This is a genomic window from Cypionkella sp., from assembly GCF_034376685.1.
Lineage (GTDB): Bacteria > Pseudomonadota > Alphaproteobacteria > Rhodobacterales > Rhodobacteraceae > Cypionkella.
The window spans coordinates 1-24,519 of sequence record NZ_JAXMJJ010000067.1 but is presented as its reverse complement, the minus strand read 5'-3'; the positions used below and the strand labels follow the sequence as shown (position 1 = coordinate 24,519).

General features: G+C 59.4%; 23 protein-coding genes. 16 read left to right on the top strand and 7 right to left on the bottom strand.

What is annotated here, in order from left to right:
* Nucleotides 1-369 precede the first annotated feature (369 nt).
* A complete protein-coding gene (locus tag U1A24_RS13105; protein ID WP_416173493.1) occupies nt 370-717 on the top strand; it encodes a zinc-binding dehydrogenase in 348 nt (115 codons plus the stop codon).
* Between the two features lie 61 nt (nt 718-778).
* Here U1A24_RS13105 and U1A24_RS13100 read toward each other — a convergent pair whose 3' ends face one another.
* A complete protein-coding gene (locus U1A24_RS13100) occupies nt 779-1,540 on the bottom strand; it encodes a MipA/OmpV family protein (protein ID WP_322322419.1) in 762 nt (253 codons plus the stop codon).
* A gap of 381 nt (nt 1,541-1,921) precedes the next feature.
* Here U1A24_RS13100 and U1A24_RS13095 point away from each other — a divergent pair, with 381 nt between their 5' ends.
* The 8 genes from U1A24_RS13095 to U1A24_RS13060 all read left to right on the top strand — a co-directional run bounded on the left by U1A24_RS13095 (nt 1,922) and on the right by U1A24_RS13060 (nt 8,393).
* Nucleotides 1,922-2,524: a TetR/AcrR family transcriptional regulator gene (locus tag U1A24_RS13095; RefSeq protein WP_322322418.1), complete on the top strand. Its 603-nt coding sequence runs from the start codon at nt 1,922-1,924 to the stop codon at nt 2,522-2,524.
* A 296-nt stretch (nt 2,525-2,820) separates the two neighbouring features.
* A complete protein-coding gene (locus tag U1A24_RS13090) occupies nt 2,821-2,988 on the top strand; it encodes a hypothetical protein (RefSeq protein WP_322322417.1) in 168 nt (55 codons plus the stop codon).
* Between the two features lie 21 nt (nt 2,989-3,009).
* The gene (locus tag U1A24_RS13085; RefSeq protein ID WP_322322416.1) at nt 3,010-3,177 is read left to right on the top strand and encodes a hypothetical protein; all 168 of its coding nucleotides are present in this window, start codon (nt 3,010-3,012) and stop codon (nt 3,175-3,177) included.
* A 60-nt stretch (nt 3,178-3,237) separates the two neighbouring features.
* The gene (locus tag U1A24_RS13080; protein ID WP_322322415.1) at nt 3,238-3,447 is read left to right on the top strand and encodes a hypothetical protein; all 210 of its coding nucleotides are present in this window, start codon (nt 3,238-3,240) and stop codon (nt 3,445-3,447) included.
* 325 nt (nt 3,448-3,772) lie between these two features.
* Nucleotides 3,773-4,909: an ABC transporter substrate-binding protein gene (locus U1A24_RS13075; protein WP_322322414.1), complete on the top strand. Its 1,137-nt coding sequence runs from the start codon at nt 3,773-3,775 to the stop codon at nt 4,907-4,909.
* Between the two features lie 51 nt (nt 4,910-4,960).
* Nucleotides 4,961-6,448 carry a sugar ABC transporter ATP-binding protein gene (locus U1A24_RS13070; protein ID WP_322322413.1) on the top strand — a complete coding sequence of 496 codons (1,488 nt, stop codon included), beginning with the start codon at nt 4,961-4,963 and terminating at the stop codon, nt 6,446-6,448.
* Nucleotides 6,449-6,459: 11 nt separating this feature from the next.
* On the top strand, nt 6,460-7,422 hold the full coding sequence (locus tag U1A24_RS13065) for an ABC transporter permease (protein WP_322322412.1): 963 nt from the start codon (nt 6,460-6,462) through the stop codon (nt 7,420-7,422).
* On the top strand, nt 7,422-8,393 hold the full coding sequence (locus U1A24_RS13060) for an ABC transporter permease (protein WP_322322411.1): 972 nt from the start codon (nt 7,422-7,424) through the stop codon (nt 8,391-8,393). Before U1A24_RS13065 ends, U1A24_RS13060 begins: the two co-directional genes overlap by 1 nt.
* A gap of 52 nt (nt 8,394-8,445) precedes the next feature.
* Here U1A24_RS13060 and U1A24_RS13055 read toward each other — a convergent pair whose 3' ends face one another.
* Together U1A24_RS13055 and U1A24_RS13050 are read right to left on the bottom strand one after the other, a co-directional pair.
* On the bottom strand, nt 8,446-10,191 hold the full coding sequence (locus U1A24_RS13055; protein WP_322322410.1) for a sigma-54-dependent Fis family transcriptional regulator: 1,746 nt from the start codon (nt 10,189-10,191) through the stop codon (nt 8,446-8,448).
* A gap of 74 nt (nt 10,192-10,265) precedes the next feature.
* Nucleotides 10,266-11,426 (bottom strand): acyl-CoA dehydrogenase family protein, encoded by a 1,161-nt coding sequence (locus U1A24_RS13050; protein WP_322322409.1) that lies wholly within the window; start codon nt 11,424-11,426, stop codon nt 10,266-10,268.
* Nucleotides 11,427-11,741: 315 nt separating this feature from the next.
* Between U1A24_RS13050 and U1A24_RS13045 the strand changes: the two genes are divergently transcribed.
* Nucleotides 11,742-12,815, top strand: coding sequence for a 2,3-butanediol dehydrogenase (locus U1A24_RS13045; protein ID WP_322322408.1), 1,074 nt, complete (start codon nt 11,742-11,744; stop codon nt 12,813-12,815).
* Nucleotides 12,816-12,970: 155 nt separating this feature from the next.
* Here U1A24_RS13045 and pcaF read toward each other — a convergent pair whose 3' ends face one another.
* From pcaF to U1A24_RS13030, 3 genes are read right to left on the bottom strand one after another with little or no spacing between them, the layout of a single operon-like run.
* Nucleotides 12,971-14,176: a 3-oxoadipyl-CoA thiolase gene (gene pcaF, locus U1A24_RS13040; RefSeq protein ID WP_322322407.1), complete on the bottom strand. Its 1,206-nt coding sequence runs from the start codon at nt 14,174-14,176 to the stop codon at nt 12,971-12,973.
* Nucleotides 14,173-16,251, bottom strand: a complete 2,079-nt coding sequence (locus tag U1A24_RS13035) for an FAD-dependent oxidoreductase (RefSeq protein WP_322322406.1) — start codon at nt 16,249-16,251, stop codon at nt 14,173-14,175. The genes pcaF and U1A24_RS13035 overlap by 4 nt, the downstream gene beginning before the upstream one ends.
* Nucleotides 16,252-16,256: 5 nt before the next feature.
* Nucleotides 16,257-17,711, bottom strand: a complete 1,455-nt coding sequence (locus U1A24_RS13030) for an NAD-dependent succinate-semialdehyde dehydrogenase (protein ID WP_322322405.1) — start codon at nt 17,709-17,711, stop codon at nt 16,257-16,259.
* Nucleotides 17,712-17,995: 284 nt separating this feature from the next.
* Here U1A24_RS13030 and U1A24_RS13025 point away from each other — a divergent pair, with 284 nt between their 5' ends.
* The 4 genes from U1A24_RS13025 (at nt 17,996) to U1A24_RS13010 (ending at nt 21,628) form a co-directional block, all read left to right on the top strand.
* The gene (locus U1A24_RS13025; protein WP_322322404.1) at nt 17,996-18,520 is read left to right on the top strand and encodes a flavin reductase family protein; all 525 of its coding nucleotides are present in this window, start codon (nt 17,996-17,998) and stop codon (nt 18,518-18,520) included.
* A gap of 56 nt (nt 18,521-18,576) precedes the next feature.
* Entirely contained in the window at nt 18,577-19,665 is a 1,089-nt protein-coding gene (locus U1A24_RS13020) for an LLM class flavin-dependent oxidoreductase (RefSeq protein ID WP_322322403.1), read from the top strand.
* A 29-nt stretch (nt 19,666-19,694) separates the two neighbouring features.
* Nucleotides 19,695-20,369, top strand: coding sequence for a 3,4-dihydroxy-2-butanone-4-phosphate synthase (gene ribB / locus U1A24_RS13015; RefSeq protein ID WP_322322402.1), 675 nt, complete (start codon nt 19,695-19,697; stop codon nt 20,367-20,369).
* A 74-nt stretch (nt 20,370-20,443) separates the two neighbouring features.
* On the top strand, nt 20,444-21,628 hold the full coding sequence (locus U1A24_RS13010) for a CoA transferase (RefSeq protein ID WP_322322401.1): 1,185 nt from the start codon (nt 20,444-20,446) through the stop codon (nt 21,626-21,628).
* Between the two features lie 36 nt (nt 21,629-21,664).
* Here the strand turns inward: U1A24_RS13010 and U1A24_RS13005 are convergent, their stop codons facing one another.
* The gene (locus U1A24_RS13005; RefSeq protein WP_322322400.1) at nt 21,665-22,456 is read right to left on the bottom strand and encodes an SDR family NAD(P)-dependent oxidoreductase; all 792 of its coding nucleotides are present in this window, start codon (nt 22,454-22,456) and stop codon (nt 21,665-21,667) included.
* A gap of 282 nt (nt 22,457-22,738) precedes the next feature.
* On the opposite strand from U1A24_RS13005, the gene U1A24_RS13000 reads away from it, so the two are divergent.
* Both U1A24_RS13000 and U1A24_RS12995 read left to right on the top strand, forming a co-directional pair.
* Nucleotides 22,739-23,263: a flavin reductase family protein gene (locus U1A24_RS13000; protein ID WP_322322399.1), complete on the top strand. Its 525-nt coding sequence runs from the start codon at nt 22,739-22,741 to the stop codon at nt 23,261-23,263.
* A gap of 54 nt (nt 23,264-23,317) precedes the next feature.
* A partial coding sequence (locus tag U1A24_RS12995) for a sigma-54-dependent Fis family transcriptional regulator (protein ID WP_322322398.1) occupies nt 23,318-24,519 on the top strand: 1,202 nt, incomplete at its 3' end.

Below are 24,519 nucleotides of genomic sequence, written 5' to 3'. Positions count from 1 at the left end.
TGAACTTCGCGTCACAGCTGGCCCATTCATTGCGGCCATAGGCCCCGGCCCGTCATAAGCGGTCAGCCAGCCCTGCCAGTGTTCTTGCTGGTGCATATACCAAGCTCGGCGGGTGCTGGTGGCAATGCACTTTTAATAACATGCCAAGGAAACACCCCGCTCAAAGCGGCGCATTGTGAGGCGTTGCCCGCGGTAGCGAAGTCTAAAAAGGGTCATTCGAGTGCAATGTAGTCACAACTGCCCGTGACATCCGCGCAGTGTCAAAACATCGACCACATGGAGGACACGTGCCAGCAGATGACGTGTCTCGGGCCAGATGACGTGTCTCGGGCCAGAGGGCGTGGATGCTGACGGTAGCGGTGGCGTGGCCTGGCAGCACTTCCAAAAGGCGGCCATCGAACAGCGGCCGGGGCCACCTTTGACCATGGCATTTGCGCGAGGCCCGGTGGCGTTCTGGCGCTTGTCGGTGCTGTGGGGGGAAGTGATGTGCGCCTCGACCTTTGGGAGCTGATCCGACCGATCACCTTGACAGGATACTCGTCGGAAACGCTCGACGGCCCCGCCCTTCGACATGCCGTCGCGGCCCTCGCTGGCTGGGTGCAAGATGGTAGCATGACCGCACCGCATTATGCGACAGTGCCATTGGCCGAGGCGGCCCGTGCCCATGCCATGCTGGAAAGCCGGGGCGTTACCGGACGCGTGCTTTTGGTTCTATAACTGCGGCTGGGCGACACACATGGTATGCTCTCAGCGTCGCACTGCGGCGGACAATGGTGCCCTATCCACCGAAACGATAGGAAAGCCCTATGAAGCCGAAGCTTTGTGTATCGTCGAAGACGATTGGGCTGTCCTGTGCGTCGCCAAGCAACTTGGACATCGTCGCCGAGGCCGTCAGGTTGACACGCTCGGTGACCCGGTAGTTTGCGGTCAGCCCGATCGAGACATCCTTGAACCCGCTACCGGGCGTGAAGGAGTCGATGTCTGAACGCGTCGCCTGCGTCGGTGTGACGCCGAAATAGCTCTGGTTGTAATCGCCATCCGACCAGGTGGTTCCGATGACCGGGATCAGCGTGAGTTTGGGCGTCACGTTGTAGCGGTAGGACAGGCTCGCATCCGCAAGCGTGCCTTTCAGGTCGCCGGACACAGCTTTGGTGAGGCCAAACGTGGCATTGACGTCACCGCTTTGCCAGTCTGTAAACAGGCGGGCACCTGCGCTGCCGGAGACTTCACCGAGCGCGTAGCGCAGATCGAAACCGGGAAGGTAGACGACGCTCGCCCCGAACTTGAAGTCGCCATACTCTAGCGGGCTGATACCGATACCATTGCGCAGGTTGATGAAAAAGGGCCCGCGGGCGATGTCGATCAGCGGGATGGCCTTGGTGCTTGTTGTGTCGGACCCTTGATACTCGGGGCCATTGGCGGCCCCTAGGCCGAAGATCATGCGGTCTTGAGCCGCCGCGTTGGTGGCCATCGCCGTACTGGTGAGCGTCAGACAGACGGCACCGAGTCGTGCAAGGCGAGTTGGGGTTGGTTTCTTCATGTTCGGCTCCATTGTTCGAGATGCAATTCTGGGGGCAGGGGCATCTGCCCGTTGCGAAACAAACCCGGCTGGTTTGGAGATGGGTGTCGGTTCACGGTCATGCCTTGCTGCCATTAAGATGCTGTGATGTATCTTGCATGGCGATTGTCTCTGTCAATAGGATTCTTAACTGCATCTTATTTGGCGGGCGATAGTATGCTTTGGGCGTTCTGAGCGATGTGCGATGCGTGAAATTGAGGCGACAGGTTCAGTTGTGCCGCCGTGCGATTACCGCCGCGACGTGGCGTTGGGTGCGGCAGAATGGTAATGCAACTGCGAGGCACTGATGCGCTTATGGCGGCATCAGGCACGGTGAGCGCAGAGTTATCGGAGAGGCGACGCATGGCGATGACGGAAACCGGTGATGAGAAGACGCGGCGCAGGCGGGGTGCGGCTTTGGAAGCAGCCATTCTTGATGCGACTTGGGAGGAACTTGCCGCACATGGCTATGAAAACCTGACCTTAGAAGCGGTGGCGCGCCGCGCGGGAACCAGCCGTCCAGTTCTGAGCCGCCGCTGGGATAGCCTTGCGAAACTCGCTTCTGCCGCGATCGCCCGATATGCGGTTCAGAACCCGATAGAGGTGCCTGATCTTGGCAGTGTGCGGGAAGAACTGCTGCTTTTGCTACGGCAAGTCGGGCGGCGATCATCGCCGAAACTGGTGCGGCTGATCTATGAGATGCGCAAGGATCTGGAGGCCGCATTCGCCAGTTTTGCAGATATGCGGTCTCAGGTGGGGGGCGCAGGATATCCGACCCAGCAAATTGTGGATCGAGCGGTCGCCCGGGGTGAGATTGAGGCCAAGGGTCTCACCCCGCGGCTGGTCCGGTTGCCGGTGGATCTTGCTCGCCACGAGATGATGATCACCTTCCAGCACCTGACCGAAACCGATATCTTCGAGATCGTTGACGGGATTGTTCTGCCCGTCTGGCTGCGGCGGCGATAGTTCTGAGGAGCCTGCAGCTTTGTAGACACCTGTCTTGGAAATTTTGCAAATAAGGCGAGACGCGCGATCAGTCAGCAAGACCGGCTTACGACCGCGTTCAAGCACGTTGCGATATCACAAGCGGCCTATCATGGTTGGGATAGCGCACAGACATTCAACGGAAGCTGGGCGACAAATCTAACAGTGCGACAGATCGGATCACTCTATCTGTCGCAGATCTCACAATTGCAGCGGTTGCGGCTTCGGCACTTTGGTGATGCGCGTTCAATTTGCAACAATCGCCAGAGGGGATCGACATGTCCGAAGATATCTATTGGGTCTGCGTATTTCGTGTTGAGCCGATAAATCTAAGTAAATTCAAAGCCGTTGTAAGACCGCTGGTCGAAATGACGCGAACAGAATCTGGGTCGATGGCCTATGAATACAGCGTCGGCGCGGATCAAAGTTCGATCCATATCATCTAGCATTATCGGGATTCGGCGGCGGTGCTGCATCATGTTACCAAGACATTCTCCCAATTTGCGGACGCCTTCACAGCCTTGGCTGCGGTGCAAAGCTTTATCGTCTATGGCACCCCCGATAGTGCCGCTCGCGCGATCCTTGACGGGTTTGGTGCGGTATATTTCACCCGGTTTGATGGTTTCACCAAGTAGAGGTTTGCGTGCCTTGCGTTGCTTCCCCTACCGCCATCTGAAAACAGGTGTTGGGCTTCGATGAAAACCAGCGATCCGGCGCGGCATGGCGTGTGGATCGCTTTTCAGTGGGCGGTGTCGGCGCTCGCCCAAGCCTTTTCCAGCTGCCGTGCCCGCTTCTGCAAAGCCACTTTGCATCAAAAGAAAGTTGATACGAGTGAAACGGCTGGTATCAGCTTTATCTTTTTTGCAAACCCAGTTGTCAGGAGCGTCTTGCGCCACCGCGACTGATTGTTGCGTAGAGGCGCGGCATTGCGACACTTGTGTCGCTGCGCTGACGGGCGGCTGTCGCACAAGAGACAGTTCTCAGAAAGCCGCTGCCAGCCTATCAAAAGCTTGCACCGAGGTTATCGGCAAGCCTTGGGTCAAACCGTTGATCCTGTCTTGCAAGACGAGCGCCACTTGCAATCGCGAACCATGTCTAAAGCCGAAGGAGTGTCGTTGAGGTAGCCGCCGCGCGGTTTTGCACACCGACAAAGGAAAAATCGGTCAAATGCCCGCGCCACCTGTGAAGGTGGAGGCCTTCAGGCGCGGGGTAACAACACTTGGAGGAATAATGAAAAACATGCTTAAGCGGTTCGCCGCTCCTGTCGTGCTGTCCGCCTTTGCGACGGCAGCCTTTGCGGACAATGCCTATACCGGTGCGCCGCGCACTTTCCTGTTCAACCCGGCGCAGGATGTCTGCTTCAAAGACACCGCGCAGTATAAAAAGGAAGGCCCGTATACGATTGGCTTTTCCAACGCTGGTCTGGGCGACAGTTGGCGCGTTGTGGCGCTGCATTCGATGATGAAAGCGGCTGCCGAGAACAAGGACAAGATTGCGAAACTTCTGATCACCGATGCTGGCCATGATGACAGCAAGCAGGTTGCTGACATTCAGGATCTGGTGTCACGCGGCGTTGATTTGCTGATCGTTTCGGCAAACACCGCGCAGGCTTTGGACCCGGCCGTGACCCGTGTGATGGAGTCTGGCATCCCGGTGGTTATGGTCGACCGCCGCATTGAGTCTGACAACTTTGTCACCTTCGTGACCGCATCCGACGCGATCTCGGGCCGTTTGTTTGCCCAGTGGATTGTCGAGAAGCTGAATGGGAAGGGCAATGTGATCATGCTGGGCGGCCAGTCCGGTTCTAGCCCGTCGGAAATCCGCATGAAGACCGCGATGCAGGTGTTCAACCAATATCCCGACATCAAGATCATCGACACGGTCTATGGCGACTGGAGCCCGGTGAAATCCAAGCAGGTCATGGCTTCGATGATCCAGAAGTACGGCAAAGACATCAATGCGGTCTGGTCGGCGCATGGTCTGATGACCCCTGGATCTATTGAAGCCTTCGTTGATGCGGGCTGGACCGATGGCACTATTCCGCCGCACACCACGGCTGACGTGAACGGGCCGATGCAATTGGCGTTGCAGCACAAGGTTCCGTTACTGGAAGTCGGCTATCCGCCAGCAATGGCAGGTGAAGCGATCAAGTCTGCGCTGGCAGTTTTGAATGGCGCGCAGGTGCCTTGCGTGACTGAGATCAACAGCCAGATCGCGGTAACCGAGGGTGACAATACCCCGTCAATCGACACCCGTTTGGGCATCAAGGACATGGTCGTTCTGGATGGCCCGGCGGATCTGCTGGTGACCGGTGGAATGGGGCCGGATTACGACCCGAACACCTTCTCGATCAACTATCCGCAGTAAGCCAAAACGCCGGGGCCATCACAGGCCCCGGCATCTTCTCGGGAGAAAGATATGCTGACCATTTCAAACCTGTCGAAATCGTTTCCCGGCGTGAAAGCCCTTTCGGGCATGACGCTGGATGTGCGCGCGGGCGAAATTCATGCTCTGGTGGGCGAGAATGGCGCAGGCAAATCGACCCTGACCAAGATCATCGCAGGTGTCTTTCAGCCCGACGAAGGCTCTATCGAATTTGATGGCGAAATCGCGCACTGGGCCTCGCCGGGACAGGCGAAGGCTGCGGGTATTCACGTTATTTATCAAGAATTTGTGTTGTTTCCGCATATGTCGGTGGCCGAGAACATCTTTATTGGTCATGAGCGGCGCGGCCTGCTGGGCAGCGTTGATCACAAGCAGACTTTCAAAGACGCACAGGACTTGCTGCACCGTTTGGGCGTAGACATCGACCCGGATCGTCTGGTGGCTGAACTGAGCGTTGCCGATCAGCAGATGGTCGAGATTGCCAAGGCGATGGTGCACAAGGTCAAACTGCTGATCCTTGACGAGCCGACAGCCGTTATTTCTGGCAAAGAGGTTGCCTTGCTGTTTCAGCGCCTGAACGCGTTGAAGGCCGATGGGGTGGCGATTATCTATATTTCGCACCGGCTGGAGGAAATCTTTGAAATCACCGACCGGGTGACGGTGATGAAAGACGGCCAATTCGTCAAAAGCTGCGACACCAAAGACGTGACGCGCGATCAGTTGGTATCACTGATGGTCGGGCGCAATATGTCGGAATTGTTCCCGCCGAAAGTTTCGGCAGGGCAGGGCGAGATCGTGCTGGAGGCGCGCGGCGTCTTTGTTAAAGGCCGGGTGCTGAATGCCTCGCTTGCACTGCGCGCCGGGGAAGTAACGGCCTTGGCCGGGATGGTCGGGGCTGGGCGCACCGAACTTGCCTTGGCGATCTTTGGCGGCTTGCCAATGGCTGCGGGCGAAGTGGTGATCGGCGGCAAAACGTTCCGCCACATCACCCCGGCGCAGGCGATTGCCGAAGGGGTTGGCCTTTTGACCGAAGATCGCAAGGGGCAGGGCTTGGCCATGCTGCTGGATATTGCCGCCAACATTTCTGCTGCAGATCTGTCTGCCGTCAGCCGTTGGGGCATGTTGGATCATCGCCGCGAAAACGCCATCGCGCGGGAAGAAATCGCCTCGTATCAAATTGCCTGCCGGGGGCCGCAAAACCCGGTGATGACGATGTCTGGCGGCAATCAGCAAAAGGTTCTGGTGTCGCGCTGGGCGCGCACCTGTCGCCGCGTGCTGATCCTGGATGAGCCGACGCGCGGCGTTGACGTTGGTGCGAAGGCCGAGATTTACCGCATCATGCGCGAACTTGCCGCCAAGGGCATCGCGGTTTTGATGATCAGCTCGGAGTTGCCCGAGGTCATCGGCATGGCCGACCGTGTCGTGGTGATGCGCGAGGGTGTCATCACTGGCGAATTGTCCGGCGTCGACGTGACCGAAGAGCGGATCATGCAACTTGCCACCCAACACCTTGCCGCTTGAAGGGAAATTCCATGACCGTGCTGGCACCAAGAAGCCGTCGCTCTTTCGCCAAAACCAATGGCAACCAACTGATCGTGGTTGGTCTGTTGATCATCCTCACCATCATAGGGGCCGTGGTTTCTGACCGTTTTTTGACGGTGGCGAACTTTATGAACATCCTTGAGCAATCCACCACGCTGGCCATCGTCAGCCTAGGTCAAACACTTGCGGTCTTGACGGGCGGGATCGACCTTTCGGTGGGCTCGATCATCAGCCTGACCGGGGTGCTGTTGTCGGGCATTACCAACGGCGATCCGGGCATGGTGGCCATCGCTATTTTAGTGGTGCTGGGTGTCGGCATTGCAGTTGGCTTGCTGAACGCAGCCGCCATCGTCTGGCTGCGGGTGCATCCGTTGATCGTAACGCTTGGCATGGGGGCGGCGCTACAGGGCATCACTCTGCTTTACACCAACGGGCCTGCGGGAAAGATGCCGCTGGGATTTGACTGGCTGGCGTTTGGCCGCGTCTGGGGTGTGCCTGCGGGCGCACTGATTGCGATAGCGCTCAGCCTGATCGTTGCGGCCTATCTGCGCTATGCACCGTTTGGCCGCTACATCTACGCCATAGGCGACGACGCTGCAGGCGCCAAGTTGATGGGCCTGCCACGGGTGAAGGTGATGTTCTTTGTCTATGGCTTCTCGGGCTTTATGGCCGCGCTGACAGCGATCTTTCTGGTGTCACGCTTTGGCGTCGGGCAACCCTACACCGGGCAAAACTTCACGCTGACGTCAATCACCCCGGTTGTGGTGGGTGGCACCTTGCTGAGTGGCGGGCGAGGCGGTGTGATTGGAACATTGCTGGGGGTCTACCTTGTATCCCTTATGAATAACGTGCTGAATTTCATGGATATTTCGTCGCATTACCAACTGATCGTGCAAGGCGTGATCGTGATCCTTGCGGTGTCGGTCTATGTCGAAAACAAAAGGAAGCTCTGATGTCACAGGCAGTTGAAACCTCGGGTGCGATGCCCAAAGCGACGTTTTCGGCGAAAGATTTTCTTGGCCGCTACAGCCTGCATGTCACGCTTTTGGTGATGATCGTGCTGTCGACGCTGATTTCGCCCAGCTTTCTAAGCGGTGGCAATATCGCCAATATGTTGTTACAGGCAGCGCCTTTGGGTATTGTGGTGATCGGGCAGGCCTGCGTGATTTTGGTGCGCGGCCTGGATCTTTCTGTGGCTTCGGTGATGGCGACGGCTGCGGTGATCGCCACCAGCTTCAGCGGGCAAGACAGTGACACGCTGGCGGTGTTTGCGCTGGCGATTGGGGTTGGTTTGGCCACGGGGCTGGCAAACGGCTTGTTGGTGGCCAAGCGCAATGTCTCGCCGTTCCTCGCAACTTTGGCGACGATGATCGTGTTGCAGGGCATGCGCTCGGCCTATACGCAAGGTGCGCCCTCGGGCAACGTGCCGCCGTTTTTCCGGGTGATCGGGTCAGAGCTTTTCCACGGTGTGCCGTATAACCTGATCATCATGGTCGTGCTGGCTGCAGTCTTTAGCGTATTGCTGTCCAAAACCATCTTTGGCCGTCAGGTCTATATCACCGGGGGAAATCCGGTCACCGCACGGCTACTCGGCATCAATTCTGACCGTGTCACCATCCTGTGCTATGTTTTTTCGGGCGGCTTGGCGGCACTGGCCGGGCTGATCTTGTCGGGCTTTGTTGGCATCGTTGACAACTGGGTAGGCCGGGGGTTCGAGATTGACAGCATCGTGGCGGCGGTGATGGGGGGCGTGGCGCTTTCGGGCGGGCGCGGCACTATTCCCGGCGCGTTGCTGGGGGCTGCCATCTTGGTTGTGGTGTTCAACGCGGTGTTGCTAATGGGGATGCCCATTCAGTTGCAAATCATCATCAAAGGTGTGGTGATCGTCGTGGCCGCCGCGTTCTATGTACGCCGCAGCGCCTAACCTTTGTGCCTGAACTTGGTCTTGGTGCCGTCACTCGTCGGGGTCGAACCATTTAATGCGGCTTGCGCACCTGCGAGATCTGGATTTTGCGATACAGCGTCGCGCGCGACATCCCCAGATAGCGCGCCGTCTCGGCCACGTTGCCACCGTGATGGCGTAGGGCTGCTTCAATTCGCGCGGCCTCGGCTTGGGAACGGGCTTGCAGATCATGGAGGCCTGCGGCATCAGCAAAACTGGCCGGAAGGTCAGCCAGTTCAACCCCATCTTGCGCCAGTATAACCGCGTGCCGCAGGGCGTTGCGCAGCTCACGCAGGTTACCCGGCCAATGGTGGCTGAGCAGGGCCGCCAATGCGGCGGGGTTGAGTGACAAAGCACGCCCAACCGAACTGGCCTCGGTGGCAAAAACCGCGGTGATGATTTCAGTCAGATTCACAGATTGGCGCAGCGGCGGCAGGCAAAGCGCTGAACCATCCAGCCGATGTGCCAAATCGCTGCGCAGTCGATTTTCGTTCACCTGAGCGGCAAGGCCATTCTTGCTAACCGTGATCAGCGAAATGCCGCGCGAACCCAAGACGTCATCGTCTGCCAACAGCGCCAGCAGCTGGTTTTGCAAGGCTGGCGGCATTTCATCGGCATGGTCCAGAACCAAAGTATAATCGGCCTCCGCCTGCAACTGGCGCAGGGCCGCGGAGGTTTCGCTTGGGTCCGCTGTGCAGTTCAAAAACAGGCTTCGGCGCGGGATACGATCAGCGAGGGCTTGCGCGAACAGGGTTTTGCCGACGCCAGTTTCGCCCAAAATGATCAAAGGCTGGTTGCCGGCAAGCAGACGTTCGGCGCGTGCCATCAGTTCATGGTGACGCGGATCGGGCATCCAAGCCAAGCCTTGGCGCAGCGGGCGTTGGGTGCGTGTGGGCGGCGCGTGACGCTTCGCCGGGGCTTCCCAGCGCGCAAACAGGTCTTCGCTTGGTTGCGAAACCACCATTTGATCGGAATGGCTGCCCAGTTCCAGCACATGATCAATGCGGCGATCCAGCAATGCCGCCCGCGGCTGTCGCAGTATTGATGGGGCGTTCGACGTCAGATCGACAATGCGCCCAGCCTCATCAATCGCGACCAAGGCTTGGGCCGCGGTATCGCCAAAATCGGCCTCATGTGCCAGATTGATCAGGCGGCGCTGGCTGTTGCGCCTGCGAAAATGCTGAATCTCGATCCGCCATGCCGCGCGTTCGACGATGCTCTGTAACAGATGCGCGCTCCGATCGGTTTCGGGCTGCAAAGACGATACGTTCAGCACGGCCTCGACTTGACCGCCCAAGCCGAAGATCGGCGCGACAGAGCAGGTCAGCCCCTTCAGGGATTGATGAAAATGTTGGCCACCGACAACGGATACCGCTCGTCCCAGCTTCAGGCAAAGACCGATGCCATTGGTGCCCTCGGCTTCCTCAGACCAGATTGACCCCGGCAACACCCCTGCCGCGTTCAGATCGGCCAAACGGGGCGGTGCGCAGCGAAACAGCAGTTTGGTGCCATTGGAGGAGGCCAGCGAGACGATATGTTCGCCCTGCACCAGCCGTTGGAACAGGCGGTTGATTTCCGGGGTAGCCGACAGCACCAGATCGGCCTGCTGTTCGACAGCCTCGCGCAATTCACCATGGGTCAGAACAGTGGTGTGGCGGCGGGCATCGGGCAGCAGGTGATAGGTGTCCAGACAGCGCGCCCAACTGTCTTGCACCAGCGCCGGAATGGGCGCGGCGTTCGGTTCGAAACGGCGGTGTAACTGCTCAATCTCGCGCTTCACCTGTGGTCCCATGTGTGGCCAGTTGGTGATGTAGGCTATGCCATAACGGCATAGCTTCCTAGCAGGATTTCGGGCTACTGCGCTGCTGCCTTCATCATGTTGCGGGCGATCAGAATCTGCTGAATTTGCGTCGTGCCCTCATAGATGCGGAACAGGCGGACATCGCGGTAGAACCGCTCGACGGCATATTCGGCCATATAGCCCGCGCCGCCATGAATTTGCACCGCGCGGTCGGCCACGCGGCCGACCATTTCCGAAGCAAACATCTTGCTGCAGGCGGCTTCGGTTGACACGTTTTGCCCGGCATCTTTGCGCCGTGCGGTTTCCTCGATCATGCAGCGCGCGGCATAGGCTTCGGCGCGGCTGTCGGCCAACATGGCCTGGATCAGTTGTTTCTCGGCAATCGGTTCGCCGAACTGCTTACGCTCCATCGCATAGGCCAACGCATCGCGGATCAGCCGCTCTGCTGCGCCGACACAAACCGCCGAGATGTGCAAACGGCCACGGTCCAGCACTTTCATCGCAGTCTTGAAGCCCTGATTTTCCCGCGCAGGCCCGCCGATGATGGTGCTGGCCGGAACCCGGCAGTTTTCCAAAATGACATCGCAGGTGTGCGAGCCCTTCTGCCCCATCTTCTTGTCGCGCGCACCGAGCGACAGGCCCGGCGTGCCAGCCTCGACCAGAAAGGCGGTGACGCCCGATGAGTTTTTGCTGGAGGGATCGGTGCGCGCGAACACGGTGAAAAGCCCTGCGTGCGGCGCGTTGGTTATATAGCGCTTGGTGCCGTTCAACACATAATGGTCGCTGTCTTTGGCGGCCGAGGTGCGCAAGGAACCAGCATCCGATCCGGCATCCGGCTCGGTCAGCGCAAACGACGCGATCATCTCGCCCGAGGCCAGTTTCGGCAGATATTTTGCCTTTTGCTCTGGCGTGCCGTCGATGATGATGCCTTGTGATCCGATGCCATTGTTGGTGCCGACCAGCGAGCGAAACACTGGTGAGGTTTGGCCCAGCACAAAAGCCGCCTGCACTTCTTCGGCCATAGTCAGGCCAAGGCCGCCAAATTCTTCCGGTATCGACAGGCCAAACAACCCCATGTCGCGGATTTCCTGAATAACGGCGGGCGGGATCGCGTCAGCATCGGCAACCTGCGCCTCATGCGGGACAAGGCGTTCGCGCACGAACCGATCAAGGGTATCGAGGAATTGCGCAAGCGTTTCGGGGTCGAGGCTCATGGGACGGGCGTCCTTCCAATGGTGTGCGACAGGGTAGTGGTGCGCTACAGTTTAACCGCTGCGGCAAAGCCGCTTTGCGGTGTTTCAAATCCTGTCAATAACAAATGCTTGCGGGCATGGTCAGTGCCGCAGCTGCGTCAAGATTTGCGTGCGCCGCTGTCGCATAAGAGACAATTGTTCCGATGCCAAAATCCGCGCCTAACTGTCATGCGCCACCATTACCGGATGCTTGAAGGCTTAGCTCTCCCTCGGCACCGATGTGATGTGTGGCGCAGCTTGGAGACGCGAAGTCTCATCATCAGGGAGGATATGGATATGAAGGCATTGCGTTTTCACGCGGCTAAGGATTTGCGGGTTGAAGATATCGCCACGCCGGGCGAACCGGCTGCCGACGAGGTGGTGATGGAAAATCGCTACGTCGGCATCTGTGGCACCGATCTGCATGAATATGCCTATGGCCCGATCTTCATTCCGAAAGAGCCACATCCGATCACCGGTGTGTCGGGGCCGCAGGTTCTGGGCCATGAATATGGCGGCGTCATCACCAAAGTCGGCAAGGATGTGACCCATGTGAAGGTGGGCGACCGGGTCTCGGTGCAGCCGTTCATCACGCCGCGCAGTGGCGACTATTATCTGGATCGCGGCGCGTTCAACCTTTCGGATACGATGGCGCTTGCGGGTCTGAGCTGGCTGGGCGGAGGTATGGCCGAGGCGTGCTTGCTGAAGGGGTACAACGTCTACAAGGTGCCCGATGCGCTGACCGACGAAGACGCGGCGCTTGTCGAGCCGACGGCGGTTGCAGTTTATGGTTGCCAACGCGGTGGTGTCAAAGAAGGCGATGCGGTTCTGGTGACGGGGGCTGGTCCGATTGGTCTGTTGACCCTGTTGGCTGCCCGCGCGGCTGGTGCGGTGCAACTGTTTGTCTCAGACCCTAACATCACCCGTCTGGCGATTGCCAAACAGATCCTGCCCGACGTCATCACCATTAACCCGCGTGAGCAATCGGTGGGCGATACCGTGCGCGCCGCGACCGAAGGCAATGTCGGTTGTGATGTGGCGTTGGAATGTGTGGGCAACACGCTTGCGCTGCAATCTTGTGTGGATGCGGTGCGCAAACAGGGTGTTGTGGTGCAAATCGGTCTGCATGCGGGCGAGGCTCCGATCAACTGGTTCAGCGTGGTTTATAAGGATATCGACCTGCGCGGATCCTGGGCCTATCCGGCACAGATCTGGCCGCGCGTGATGCGGCTTATTGCTTCGGGACAAATCCCGGCGCGCAAGGTTGTGACCAAAACCGTGACGCTGGAGACCGCAATCAAGGACGGCTTTGATGCCTTGCTTGATCCGGCTGGCACCCAGTTGAAAATCTTGATCGATCTGCGCCGCTGACACCGGGTTCTCCCGCCTTGGGTGGTCAGACCTAACGTGCAGATGCCCAGACGAGCGATGCTCGTCTGGGCTTTTTGCTGGGGTGCGGTCCTGAAAAAGCCCTGCAACCTTTCGGGTGCAGGGCTTTTGGAAGCGTGGGGATTTGGGGCTAACGGTCAGACGCCTTCAAGCAGCAGGGCCACGCCTTGCCCGACGCCGACGCACATCGACACCACGGCACGGCGCGCCGAGGTCAGCTGAAGCTCTAACGCGGCGCTGCCCGCAATCCGTGCGCCCGACATGCCCAAGGGGTGGCCCAAAGCGATCGCGCCGCCATTCGGATTGACGCGCGGATCGTCATCGGCAATCCGCAGCGCACGCAGATCGGCCAGCACCTGTGCCGCAAAGGCCTCGTTCACCTCAAAGAGATCAATGTTGGCCTCGGTCAGCCCTGCGCGCGCCAGCAGCTTTTGCACCGCTGGCACCGGCCCATAGCCCATGATGCGCGGATCAACCCCTGCCGACGCCCCTGACACCACCCGTGCAATTGGGCGCAAGCCGTGCAGCTTGACCGCGCGGGCCGTGGCTAACAGCAAGGCCGCCGCACCATCATTGACGCCCGAGGCATTGCCCGCCGTCACCGAGCCTTGCGGCGAGACAATGGGGCGCAACTTGGCCAGATCTGCGGACGTGGTGTCGGGGCGGGGGTGTTCGTCTTGGGTTACTTCCTGCGATTTACCGCGACCAAGGCTGACGGTTGTTGCAACAATCTCGCGGGCAAAGCGGCCCGACGCTATTGCGCGCCCGGTCTTTTGTTGCGAGGCCAGCGCAAAAGCATCCTGATCCTCGCGACGGATGCCGAAATCTGTGGCGACATTTTCGGCCGTTTCAGGCATAGAATCAACGCCGTAGGCTGCCCGCATTTTGGGATTAATAAAGCGCCAGCCGATGGTGGTATCTTCTACCGCCACGCTGCGCGAGAACGCGGCTTCGGACTTCAGCATCACAAACGGCGCGCGCGACATGCTTTCCACGCCGCCCGCAATCGCCAAATCCATCTCGCCCGCCTTAATGGCCCGGGCGGCGGTCAATACAGCCTCAAGCCCCGAAGCGCACAGCCGGTTTAACGTGACGCCGGGCACCGAACTGGGCATACCCGCCAGCAGCGCCGCCATGCGGGCGACGTTGCGGTTGTCTTCGCCTGCTTGATTGGCGCAGCCCATCCACACTTCTTCAATCGCAGCAGGGTCCAGATTGGGGTTGCGCGCCAAGAGGGCCGCCAACGGCACCGCAGCCAGATCATCGGCGCGCAGCATCGCCAAGGCACCGCCATGGCGGCCAATCGGGGTGCGGACGAAATCGCAGATGAAAACCTCGGTCATGGCTTGGCTCCTGGGTGGTTCAGACTGTCAATGCTGCGGCCGTCATGGGCGAGTTTGCGCAACAACGGCGGCACCGACCATGACAGTGGGTCTTTGGCAGTCAGTCTTTCCAATCGCTCCACCAGCAGCGTGGGTCCTAAACTGTCAGCATAATGCATCAAGCCGCCGCGCCAGCGCGGAAAGCCGTAGCCATGTACCATCACCAGATCAATGTCTTGCGGACGGGCGGCAATGCCCTCGTCTAGAATCGCCACAGCTTCCGAGATCATCGCCAGCATCAGGCGTTCAGCAATATCTTCAAGCCGCGAGGCCTGCGGCAAAATCCCTGCCTTGGCCGAGGCGGCAGCAATACAAGCTGCAACCCGTGCGGAAGGCTTTGCTTCGCCCGCGTCATAGTCATACCAACCTGCGTTGGTTTTGCACCCAAGTCGCTTCAGGTCTTCGACCAACGTGTCCGCAATCGTGACATAGCGCAAATCGGTACGGTGGCGCAGATTTTGGCGCTGACGATTGGCATAGGCGATGTCGAGCCCGGACATGTCTTGCGCAAGATACGGCCCCATCGCCAGGCCGAATTTCTGCATGATCTGATCAACGTCTTTTGGCTGGGCACCGTTTAGCAATTCCAGATCAGCGGCCTGCCGATAGCGGGTCAGAATGCGGTTGCCGATGAAGCCATCGCAAACGCCTGCCAGTACCGGAATTTTGCCCAAGCGTTTGGCCAAACCAAAGGTTGCCGCCAAGGTTTTCGACGCGGTCTGGGTTGCCTTTACGATCTCCAGCAGCTTCATGATATGGGCGGGTGCAAAGAAATGCAGGCCCAGGAAACGTCCCGGGGTGCTGATACCTTGGGCAATGATGTTGACATCCAGATAGGATGTGTTGCTGGCCAGGATCGTGGTTTCGGGCAGGGCTGCTTGCAAAGCGGCAAAGATTGTCTGCTTGACCGCCATGTTCTCAAACGCCGCTTCAATCGCCAGATCGACGGGCGGCAGATCCGTGTAACCTATAGTGAAATTGATCCGCGCGGTCACCGCATCGGCGCGGGCCTGGGTCAGTGTGCCGCGTGCCACGCCCTGCGCGATCAGGCCGGTGACATTGGCCTTGGCACGGCTTTGCCCTGCCGTATCGGTTTCCACCACCGTCACCGCAATGCCAACCAAAGCAAGGGTGTAGGCAATTGCCGCCCCCATTGTGCCACCACCCACCACGATGGCCGCGTTGATGTCGCGCTTGGGGGCTGGATAGGACTTGCCTTGCGACTGTGCCGAGCGTTCGGCGAAAAACACATGGCGCAGCGCGCGGGCTTGATCCGAGGCGCGCAGTTCGAGAAAGATTTGCCTTTCGCGCAGAAGCGCGGTTTCGATGGTTTGGCTGGCGCTGTCGGCGATCATCTGAATCGCCAAGGGCGGCGCGATCTGCCCGAAAGCGCGCTTCTTGGCCTGTGCCAGCGCGGAAGCAACGGCCTCGGGGTCAGCTGTGGGGGCGGGCCGGAAATCGGGGTTCAATGCCTTGCCAAGCACATCATTGCCAAGCGCCTTTGCGGCGGCCAAGGGATCATCCGAAACGGCGTCAATCGCGCCCAAAGCCAGCGCCTCGGCCCCACTGATCCGACGGCCCTGCCAGATCAGATCAAGCGCCGCTTTCAGCCCGATCAAGCGCGGCAAACGCTGGGTGCCGCCTGCGCCGGGGATGATGCCAAGGGTGACTTCGGGCAAACCAAGCATCGCGTCGGATGTGGCAATGCGATAGCGGCAGGCCAAAGCAATTTCCAAGCCGCCACCCAAAGCCGCGCCATGGATCGCCGCAATGGTTGGGATCGGCAGCATCACCAAGCTCGCCAGCACATCATTCAGATGCGGCGGTTGCGCCGGGTGATCGAACTCCTTTGCATCGGCGCCTGCGGCGAAATTTTGACCAGCCCCGGTTAGGATAATCCGCTCGGCACCTGCGGCAACCGCGCGCTCCAGCGCTTCGGCTAAACCTACACGCAGGGCTTTGCCGACCACGTTCAGCGGTGGATTGTTAAAGGTGAGAATGGCGGCCCCAGAGGCCATTTCAAACTGAACGGACATCATCGTCACCGCACAGGACGTGATTGGCGCGACACGAATTTGGTGTTCAGATAGCCGTCAAAGCTTTCCATCCCGCCCTCGCTGCCGTAGCCGCTGTCGTTGATACCGCCAAACGGCGTCTCGGCCAGCGCAAGGCCGAAGTGGTTGATGCTGACCATTCCCGCCTGCAATTGTGCCGCCGCCATATCGGCGCGTTCCAGCGAGTTGGTGAACACATAAGACGCAAGACCAAAGGGCAGGCCATTGGCTCGCGCTAGCGCCTGTTCGGGGGTGCTGAAACGTGACACCACGGCTATGGGGCCAAAGGGCTCTTCCTGCATCAGCGCAATGCGGTCATCCGGCGTTTCAACGATTGTCGGGGCATAGAAGAAGCCTTCGTTGCCGATCCGCTGCCCGCCTGTCGCGACATTTGCACCGTTCTGGCGCGCGTCGGCGATCAGGCCTTCCATCGCGGCCACGCGGCCTGCATGGCACAACGGGCCCATCTGGGTGCCTGCATCCAAGCCATTGCCCACCTTGATCTTTTCAAACGCATCGACCAGCGCGGGCATGAAACGATCATAGGCCTTGCCCTGCACATAAAACCGGGTCGGCGAGATGCAAACCTGCCCGGCGTTGCGCAGCTTTCCCAGCGCCAGAGTGCGCGCCACGGCTTCTGCATCGACATCGTCAAACACCAAGACCGGCGCATGGCCACCCAGCTCCATCGTCGCGCGTTTCATATGCCGACCAGCCAGCGCCGCCAGATGTTTGCCAACCGGAATTGAGCCGGTGAAGCTGATTTTCCTCACATCAGGATGCGCCAGAAGCGTCTCAGATATCATCGCGGAATCGCCCCAAAGGATGTTGAGACAGCCCGCTGGCAGCCCGGCTTCCTCCAGCAGATTGGCGATCACCATAATGCTGGAGGGCGTTTCCGACGCCCCCTTCAGGATCACCGTGCAACCCGCCGCCAAGGCATTAGCAACTTTGCGGATGGATTGGCTGAGAGGAAAGTTCCACGGCGCGATGGCAAGACAGACGCCCACCGGCTCACGCGTGACAACCTGCTGCACCCCGGCCAGTCGTGCCGGAATGATCCGGCCATAAACCCGGCGGCCTTCCTCGGCGTGCCAATCCATGTAATCGGCGGCCGAGCGCACCTCGGCCAAAGCCTCGGCCAAGGGTTTGCCCATGTCCTGCGTCAGGTTTTGCGCGATGCTTTGCTCATCGCGGCGCAGATACTCGGCCATGCGACGCAAAATACCGCTGCGATCCAAGGCCGAGCGGTCTTTCCATTGCAAAAACGCTGCCTGCGAGGTTTCGACCGCCGTTATCAATTCCTCAGCCGTGACGGCGGGTTGCTGGGCCAGAACCGCACCTGTGGCCGGATTGATCACATCGCGGGAGGGGCGGTTTTGCGGGCCGATTCGACGACCGCCAATGATGATCTCGATGGAAGGATAGGCTGTCAGGGTCATCGCGGGGTCTCCATGCTGGGATGCAAGTCGGGGCAAAGTTGCAAGACGGGTCAGGCCCAGTGTCGGCGCGCAATGACGTCGCAAGATGCGCAGGGGCCTAATCCAGACCGTGTGTGCGGCTGATGATCCACTGTCACAACTGTCTTAAGTGAGACAGGCCGGACGCCCCGGAGTAGCGCATCTGGGCCAGTATCGGCATCATAACCAATTGATAAGGTTCGGACTATCAACAGGCCCCAAACGAATCTCGGCAGCCTCGCGACCAGAACAGTTCGGAGACCGCCATGACGCTGCACGCCACCAAGCCACACTCCTTGACGGACGATTTTCGCTCCAGCATGCGGGTTGCTGCCGCCTCTGTCTCGCTGGTGACGGCACGCGATGAAAGCGGTGGTTTTCACGGCATGGCAGTGACCAGCGCCGCGTCGCTGTCGATGGAGCCGCCCTCGATGATGGTGGCGGTGAACCGCAGCGCGTCGATTTTTCCGGTGATCAGCCGCACGGGCCGCTTTTGCCTGAACCTGATGAATGACGATCACGGCGGCTTGCTGGAATGCTTTTCGCGCAGCGACATGCGCGAGCGCCGTTTTACGCCCGAGCATTGGGCCGAGGGTTTGGGCGGCCTGCCCACCCTGCGCGGCGCCTTGTCCGTCCATGTCTGCACGGTTGCGGCCGCGCATGATTTCGGCACCCACACCGTTTTCTTCGGTCAGGTCGATGACGTGATCCTGCCCGAACCCATGGCGCAAAACCCTGCGCCGATCATTTGGCTGAATGGCACGCGCCGACATCTGCGCGCCATCGCCTGACGCTGCGAACAACCAACGCCCGCACTGGGCATCAGACCACCAAGGGAGGACTAATCTTGGAAATCGGACTCTTCCACATGCCGCTGCACCCGGCAGATAAACCGCTTGTCGACGTTCTGGCAGAAAACACTGAAAAGATCATCTACGCGGATCAGCTCGGCTTCTCGGAAACCTGGATCGGCGAGCATTACTCTGCCTCGACAGAACCAATCACCGCGCCGATGATGTTCATGGCCTCTGTGCTGCCGCAGACCAAGAATATCCGGTTTGGCACCGGCGTGATCTGCTTGCCCAACCACCATCCGGCACAGATCGCAGGCCAAGCTGCACTGTTCGATCACATGTGCAAGGGTCGCTTCATGATGGGGATTGGGCCGGGCGGTCTGGCGTCTGACATGGAACTGTTCGACGTGCTGGACGGCGGAGTTCGCGCTGAAAAGTTCGCTGAATCCATCGGTATGATCAAGCAGATCTGGTCGCAAGATCCGCCCTACGACATCAAGGGCAAGCACTGGACCATCAAGCTGACCGACAACATCATCCCGAAGCTGGGCGTGGGCTACATGGCCAAACCCTTCACCAAGCCGCATCCGCCGATCTCGCTGTCGTCGATGTCGCCGGATGGCAACTCTGTCGCGCATGCCGTGAAGATGGGCTGGAAGCCGATCACCGCCAACTTCTCGCCGGAAAGTACCGTGATCAACCACTGGCACAAATATGTCGAAGGCTGCGAAGCTGTCGGCAAGAAGGCCGATGGCAAGGACTGGTCAGTCGCCCGCAACATCCTGATCGCCGACAGCGACGCGCAGGCTGAAGATTGGCTGCTGGATCCGGCAGGTTCGGATTTCTACTACTTTGACTATCTGTGGGAAGTGCTGAAGGTGGCGAACTACACCGCCGTCATCAAGCCGATCCCGACGATGGATGACGCTGACGTGACCGTTGAATCGATCGTGAAGGCCTCGGTCATCTACGGATCGCGCAAGACGGTGATCGACAAGATCATGGACCTGCGTGAGCGCTCTGGCCCTTGGAACGTGCTGTTGAAGGCGGCGATGGACGGCTCTGGCAAGAACCGTGAACGCGAACGCCTGACGATGCGTCGTCTGGCCGAAGACGTTCTGCCTGTCATCAACGCAGGCTGACCGCAACGGATCAACGGTAGGAGAACACCATGAACATCGACACCAACTTTGCCCCGGCCGTCGAACCGGTCTACGCATTACCTTATCCGGTCAAACAAGATCAGGTCAGCCTTGCCATCGACATCATCGCGGCTGGCGGCATGGTGATTGTCGTCGATGATGACACGCGTGAAAACGAAGGCGATCTGATCGCCTCGGCCTCCACGATCACCGATGGCATGGTGGCCTTCATGGTCAACCATTCCACCGGGATATTGTGTGCTGCGATGAGCGGTGCACAGGCCGACGCATGGCAACTTCCGCCGATGGTTGCGAACAACACTGATCCGCAGGCGACGGCGTTCACCGTCACCTGCGATGCTAGGATGTGCGGCACCGGGGTTTCGGCGAAAGACCGCACCCTGACGTTGCGGCTTTTAGCAAACGAGACGCCGCAACCAGACGGGTTGCGGCGCCCCGGCCATATCTTCCCATTGCGGGCACGCGAAGGCGGCGTTCTGGTTCGCGAGGGCCACACCGAAGCAACGTTTGATCTGGTGCGTCTTGCTGGCCATGTGCCGGTGGGAGTGCTGTGCGAACTCGTCAACCCGGATGGCACGATGATGCAGGGAGCGCAGATTGATAACTTTGCGGCACGGTCGGGGTTGCTGAAAATTTCAGTGGCGCAGCTGATCGCTTGGCGGAAAATGCGCAAGGATCTGTGACGCCATGCCTACATCACAAGGAGGGGCGCTTTATCGCGCCCCTTTCGCTTTTCTTTTAGAATCATGAGGATTCCATGACAGCATCCCCACTTGGTGCGCTGCACGGCACCGTCGTTCTGGACGCCTCCCGCGTGCTTGCGGGGCCATTTGCTGGCCAGCTTCTGGGCGATCATGGCGCAGAGGTCATCAAGATCGAGTCATTCGACGGCGATGACACAAGGCGTTTCGGCCCGCCTTTTGTCGATGGGGTAGCACCTTACTATTTGGGCTTGAACCGCAACAAGAAGGATCTGGCCATCGACTTCTCGACCGCTGACGGCATCAACCTGCTGTTTGCGCTGCTGGAAACCGCCGATGTCTTCATCGAGAATTTCAAGATGAGCACCTGGCGCAAATGGGGCGTCACTGACCTGTCCGAAATCACCCGGCGTTTCCCACGGCTGGTGCATTGCCGGGTCAGTGGTTTTGGTGAAACCGGAGAATATGGCGGCATGCCGGGCTATGACGCGGCCTTGCAGGCGATGTCGGGGTTGATGGCGGTGAATGGCAATCCGGAAGATGACGCCTGCCGCATTGGCGTGCCGATCGTCGATACTTGCACCGGCATGTATGGCTGCATGGGGATCCTGTTTGCACTGCTAGAGCGCAATCGCTCGGGCACGGGTCAGATGGTTGAGGTGACGCTGTATGACACCGCCATCGCCATGCTACACCCTCATGCCTCAAACGTGCTGAACGGTGGCAAGGCCATCCGCACCGGCAATGGTCACCCGAATATCGTGCCCTATGATTTGTTCCCCACGGCCACCGTCAAGCTGTTTCTGGCCGTCGGCAATGACAGGCAGTTCAAGACGCTGTGCGGTGAATTGGGTGACGATGCCCTGAGCGCCGATCCGCTCTATCGCAGCAACGGCGAACGCGTGATCAATCGGATTTCGCTGCGCGCGCGGCTAGAGCCGCTGCTGTTGCGTCACGATGCCATGGTGCTGTTTGAACGGCTGATGGCTGTGGGGGTGCCTTGTGCGCCTGTTCTCAGCGTTGATCAGGCGCTTGCCCTGCCGCATACCAAAACCCGCGCAATGACGGTGGCGCTGGGCGATTACATCGGCCCCGGATTGGCGATCAAGCTGGATCGCACCCCGGGATCGGTCCATCTGCCGCCACCTGCGATTGGTGAGCATAGCCAAGAGGTGTTGCAGCGGTTCGGTGTTGAGCCCGATCAGATCGTGCAGTTGATGCGCGCCAACGTTGTGCGTTAGCAATAGGGCGCGCCACGGTTGGCGCGCCCTATTTCATTACAGCGAGAAACCACCATCAACAGCAACGGCTTGGCCCGTCACATGCGGTGCGCAGGCCAAGAAGACGCACATTTGCCCCATGTCTTCCGACGTTTGTGCCACGCCCTGCGGCAAGAAGCTGGCTTGGTGACGTTCCCACGAAGCTTCTTCGCTTTCGCCCGGCAGCGCCCATTTGCCAGAAAGCCCGGTTTCCCCGCGCCACATGCCAGTGCCGACGATACCGGGGCACAGCGCGTTCACCGTGATGCCCTCTTTCGCCACTTCCTTGGCTACGGCATTGCTAAAGCCAATGACGCCGAACTTTGATGCGCTGTAGTGCGACAGATGCGGGAAGCCGGTTTTGCCTGCAATGGATGCCGTGTTGATCACCCGACCAAACTGCGCCTTCCGCATCAGGTCAATCTCGGCTTGGGTGCACAGGAATACCCCGCGCAGGTTGACGTCCAGCACATCGTCCCATTGCTCGACAGTCAGTTCAGTCACGCTGCCAAGGCTGACGATACCCGCGTTGTTGACCGCTACATCCAGCCGCCCATGCTGCATTTCAATCGACGCGATCATCGCCTTGACGCTTTCGGGCCTGCGCACATCAACTTGCAGCGCGGTCGCTTTACCGCCTGCGGCTTTGACGCTGGCGCAGCCTTCTTCGGCCAAAGCCATCGTGTAATCCGCGATGACCAGCTCGGCACCCGCTTGTGCCAAAGCCACCGCGATGCCAGCACCAATGCCGCGCCCGCCGCCGGTGACAAGGGCGACGCGGCCCTTCAGTGAAAACTGTGAATTTGCCATGGTGTTCCTCCTCTAAAGGTATCTGCCGAAAGACTTCTCTTTCGGTTTTGCCAAGGGATCGGACCACGCGCGTACGGGGTTAGACAATTGTGCCTTCTGCGACAGCACTGTGCAGAGCAACTGTCTCATCGGCACTGTCTCAGATGAGACAGTGATCTTGGCTACTGCGTCGCAACTGAGGCATAGGCCGCAAGCGCTACTCGGCTCTATTATGATCGCCACAAGGGATCGGACGAGACTGGAATTTTGGCGACAAGGGGGAGGCGACGCGTGACGCAGCAAATGCGAAAGACAGATGCCGCGTTCACCGAAACGCTGCGGCAAGGGCTGCGCGCCTCGGCGGTCAATGTCGCATTGCTGACCACCACCGACCTAGAGGGCCGCTATCACGGGCTGGCGGTCACCACCGCAGTGCCGTTTTCAAACCAGCAGCCTTCGATGATCGTTGCGGTTAGCCACAGCGCCTCAGCCTATCCGGTGATCCGGGACAGCGGACTGTTTTGCCTGAACCAGATCGCCAGCTGCGACCTTGATATCTTGGATCGCTTTAGCCGCAGCGACCAACGGGCCGAGCGCTTCACCTCTGACGCATGGCGGCCCGGCCCGCATGGTTTGCCCTATCTCGAAACGGCGACCGCTTGTTTCTTCTGCAATGTTTTGGGGGCGCACGAATATGACGATCAGACCATCTTTGTCAGCCGTATCGAGGATGTCCGGCTTGGCCTGCGTTGCGGCGCGGATGGCTTTGATCCGCTGATCTGGATCAATGGAGGGCCGGCCAAACTGGCTAGCAGGGAGTATGCCTAAACCACGCTGAAAAGTGTGTTGAAGTTATCCCGTCAATGTCTTGGGAGGGACATTATGTGGAACATCGCTGAAACGAGGCCTGCCCTGTCGCAAGACCCGGTGCAGGATGAAATTGCAAGTCTATGTCGGTCGCGCGGGTTGGAGGGCCAGTTAACCTTGCCCGGAGTCGTCGCCGACTCCTGGAAGCGCTGTCTGGCGGATTACAACCTGTTGCCCGACCGTGTGCCGCGCGCCGAAGTGCTGGCGCATTCTGAAATGCGTGATCTGATGGGGGCCAGCGAAGATCTTCTGCGCATCGCCGAGCCAGAGGTGGAGCGGCTGTTTTTGCGGCTTGTGGACAGTGAATACTTGGTATCGCTGGCCTCGCCGCAGGGTGTGATGCTGTTGTTTCGCTGCGATTATCAATACTTGGGCGATCTGGCGGGGCAGGGGGTTCTGCCCGGTTCTGTCTGGACCGAGGAACGTCAGGGCACCAATGGTGTCGGCACCTGCATTAACATCGGCAAGTCTGTGTCCATCGTTGGCAGCCAGCACTACGGCGTGGCGACCCAATCTTTGACCTGCCTTACCTCGCCGGTTTTCGGGCGGAATGGCATGATTGAAAGTGTGATCAATGTCACCACAGCGCGCAGTGGCGATGAGCGGATGAACCGCGTCGTGCAAAACATCGTAGAACGCTCCGCCCGCCGGATTGAGAACGGCTATTTCGGCCGTCTGCACCGGCAAAGCCACATGCTGCGCCTGATGGAAAATACCGAGACCGCCGATCTGGCGGAAGAAGGCCGCATTGCATTGGACGACAATGGCCTGATCCTCAGCGCCAGCTCGCATCTGGCCAAGTTGTTGGGCCGCCCGGTTGATCAACTGATTGGCGCCCGCGCGGAAGAGCTGTTCGATCTGGGGCGCGCGCTGTCTGACATTCGCCCCCATCGCCCTGTCAGCATGGGGTTTGCCGGTAAAACGCTGCAAGCCGTGTTGGCAACACCAGAAACCCGGCAGCAACGTGTAGCTGTGGTGCCGGGCAGCTTTGCCCCGTCCCCCCCAATTATGCCGCTGCACACGACCGATCTGGTCGAGGAGGAGTTGCGCATCGACCCAATTACCTCGCAAGCCTTGGATCGGGCGACGCGTCTGGTGAATGCTGGATTGCCTTTGATCGTGTCAGGCGAAACCGGATCGGGGAAAACCAGTTTTGCCAAGACCGTGGCACGCCGTTGTTTTGGCACTGAGGGTGAACTGGTTTTCATCGACTGCGC